The organism is Vibrio genomosp. F10 str. 9ZD137 (genome assembly GCF_049974785.1).
Lineage (GTDB): Bacteria > Pseudomonadota > Gammaproteobacteria > Enterobacterales > Vibrionaceae > Vibrio.
The window spans coordinates 1-3,198 of record NZ_JBNGCJ010000749.1 but is presented as its reverse complement, the minus strand read 5'-3'; the positions used below and the strand labels follow the sequence as shown (position 1 = coordinate 3,198).

The 3,198-nt window shown below is 45.7% G+C and carries 3 protein-coding genes; all 3 read left to right on the top strand.

The genetic code is table 11. The features are described 5' to 3' along the window. Positions 1-1,733: YhdP family protein (locus ACP45E_RS17645; protein WP_069585347.1), on the top strand; the 1,733-nt coding region annotated here is incomplete at its 5' end. 6 nt (positions 1,734-1,739) lie between these two features. Beyond that, positions 1,740-2,561 (top strand): carbon-nitrogen hydrolase family protein, encoded by an 822-nt coding sequence (locus ACP45E_RS17640; RefSeq protein WP_017038231.1) that lies wholly within the window; start codon positions 1,740-1,742, stop codon positions 2,559-2,561. Positions 2,562-2,574: 13 nt separating this feature from the next. After that, positions 2,575-3,198 (top strand): PmbA/TldA family metallopeptidase (locus tag ACP45E_RS17635; protein WP_277815717.1); only part of this gene is annotated, 624 nt, incomplete at its 3' end.

The following is a 3,198-nucleotide window of genomic DNA, read 5'->3' as shown; positions in this document are numbered from 1 at the left end:
CTGGCCTATCGGCGGATCTATTAAAACAGCCCATTTCTATCGACTTTTCTGGTGAAAATTCATCGGGTTCGGGTTATTCCGTCGGAATAGATCTACTCGCAGATTGGGATATTGCTCCATTATCTCCTTATGTTGGTGATCGTTGGACGCAAGAACTCTCCGGCCATGCGCCTTGGCAGTCTGAGATTAATATCCAACTCAATGATGTTGGATTTACTTATCAAATCGATCTAACCGCAGATATGACCATGGTAAAAAGCGATTACCCTTATCCGTTAAACAAACCGTCAAAACAGAAAGGGGAAGCACGCTTGCAAGCGTCAGGTAATCAAGAATCGATCAGTGCTCGTTTATTAATGCCAAGAGCAAAATACCAAGCAGAAATTGATATTAGACCTGAGACGCCTGTGCTAACGGCAACGAATCTCGTTGTAGGAAATGGCAGCTTTAAAATTAGCCCTATCGCGGGGCATCACGCACAGATTCGAACCAATAAGTTTAACCTGGATAAATGGCTCGAGATTGGCAGTCGACCAGTGCCGAAGCAAAAGGCCGTTCTGGATGAACTCAATACGCCCGAGATCCCTATGCCGGAAAGGGTCAATATCGATGTGGCGGATCTCACGTTGGCGGATATCGAATGGCATGATGTTAACTTTTCAGCACGAAGAAAAAACTTAGGCTGGCATTTTGATCTCGAGAGCCAAGAGGCAAGTGGTCAAGCAAGCTATATAGAGCCTTATGATCTTTCGGTCGCACTGGATCGTTTGCATGTTTATATTCCCGCTTTAGATGAGGTAAAGGAAGATCGATCCATTTTAACCAGTAAGAGTGAGCCAGCAGGGGTAATCACACATTTTGATCGCACTTTTCACCAGTCAATGCCAAACTTAACATTAGCGATTGATGATTTTTGGCTGCAAGGTTACAAAGTCGGTAAAGTGAATGTCGATTTAGTACGCCAAGGCAACCGGTTAGAATGGAATGATATTTCGGTCAAAAGTGGCACCAATAGCATCTCAATCAATGGTGCCTGGACGTTAACGGACGATCAAAGTATCACTGAATACAATATGGCAATGAGTGGTGATAACAACAGTGATCTTATGGAGCGTTTTGGTATCAGTTCCGGTATTCAGCGCGCCCCCTTTGATCTTTCTGCACAACTGAAGTGGAACGGTGCACCTTGGTCAATGCAAGTGAATACCTTAGAGGGCAAGGTGAGCAGTAAGCTTGGTAAGGGGGTGGTTTCTGATGTGAGCGGTGCCGCTCGATTGCTTGGTCTGTTTAGCTTAGATTCTATTATTCGTAAGATGCAGCTCGACTTTACGGATGTGTTCGATAAAGGAATGGCGTTTAATTCGATTAAAGGAACCGGTGAAATACGAGATGGGATTTTTGTTACTAACGATATCCAGATGGATGCAGTGGCTGGCGAAATGAACATCAAAGGGTTGGCGAATCTCAATGATCGAACCGTCGATGCGGAAGTGAATTTTGTCCCAGATATTACTTCAGGGATCCCTGTCTTAACCGCTTTTGCTGTGACGCCACAAACCGCTATTTATGTTTTGGCTATTACGACGGTGATCGCGCCTGTAGTCGAGGTTTTTACCCAGGTGAATTACCACGTTCAAGGGCCACTCGACGCACCAACCGTGAAAGAGTTATCGCGTCGGAAAGCTGAGTTCAAACTGCCCAAAAAGCTTCTTAAAGAGGCGGAATCGGAGTAATACACAATGGAATGTGTTGGCATTATTCAAATGACATCAACGTCAGATCCTATCGAGAATCTGACGTACATTGAACAGGAAGTATCAAAGCTTGCTAACGAAGGTGCAAAGTGGATTGTTACCCCAGAAAACGCATTGATATTTGGTCATCGCAGCGATTATCACCACCACGCAGAGCCTTTGGGAAAGGGGCCAATTCAGCAACGTCTTTGCGATTTGGCTCAGCACTGGTCGGTGTGGATCATCATTGGCAGTATGCCTATTCGCAACCAACAGGGTAATGTCAGCACAACGTGTCTTGTGATCAATCATGATGGTGAACTGGTTGCTCATTACGATAAATTGCATATGTTTGATGTCGATGTAAAAGATACCCATCAACGTTACCGAGAGTCAGAAACGTTTACACCAGGCTCAGAAATCGTGGTGACAGAGACGCCTTTTGGGAAATTGGGGCTGTCAATCTGTTATGATGTGCGTTTCCCCCATTTATATTCTGAGCTGGTTAAACAAGGGGCTGAAATATTGCTCGTTCCTGCGGCGTTTACCGCCGTAACGGGCAAAGCACATTGGGAAACACTATTAACCTCCCGAGCGATTGAAACACAGTCTTGGGTCGTCGCGGTGAATCAAGTCGGTCGGCACCCGTGTGGCCGAGAAACCTGGGGGCACTCCATGATCATCAGCCCTTGGGGGGATGTTGTTCTGCGCCTTACAGACAAACCTCAAAGTGCGATTGTCGAGATCGATTTACAATCGCTTATCGACATTCGTAACACCATGCCAGTGGCGTCGCACACTCGGTTTGAAAACCATTTTAAAAAATAATTAAGAGTAGATTATGAGCCTGAACCGAATCGAAGATGCATTGTTATCGCCAACGGGTCTAACACAGCAAGAAATATCAGAGACACTCGCAAGTATTGCCACACGTCAAATTGATTACGCTGACATCTATTTTCAATCCAGCTGGCATGAATCCTTAGTTCTTGAAGACAGCATCATTAAAGATGGTTCATTCAACATTGACTGTGGTGTTGGTGTACGTGCTGTCGCGGGGGAAAAAACCGGTTTTGCTTACTCTGACCAAATTAACCTTGAAGGATTAACGCAAAGTGCAAACGCTGCTCGTGGTATTGCTCAGCAAGGGCAGAACTTAAAAGTAAAAGCGTTTAGTCGTCATGATAATCAAGCTTATTACTCAGCGATCAATCCACTCGCGAGCTGGGAGAAACAGCAAAAAACGGAATTGCTCAAAGAGCTTGATGCGTACATTCGCACTAAAGAGCCATTGATCCAAGAGGTATCCGTCAGCTTGAGTGGCGTGCATGAAAATATGCTCGTTGCTGCGACCGACGGGACTTATGCTGGCGATATTCGCCCCTTAGTACGTTTGTCTATTAGCGTGTTAGCGGAAAGAGGGGATCGTAGAGAGCGCGGAAGTGCTGGTGGTGGTGGCCGTTTT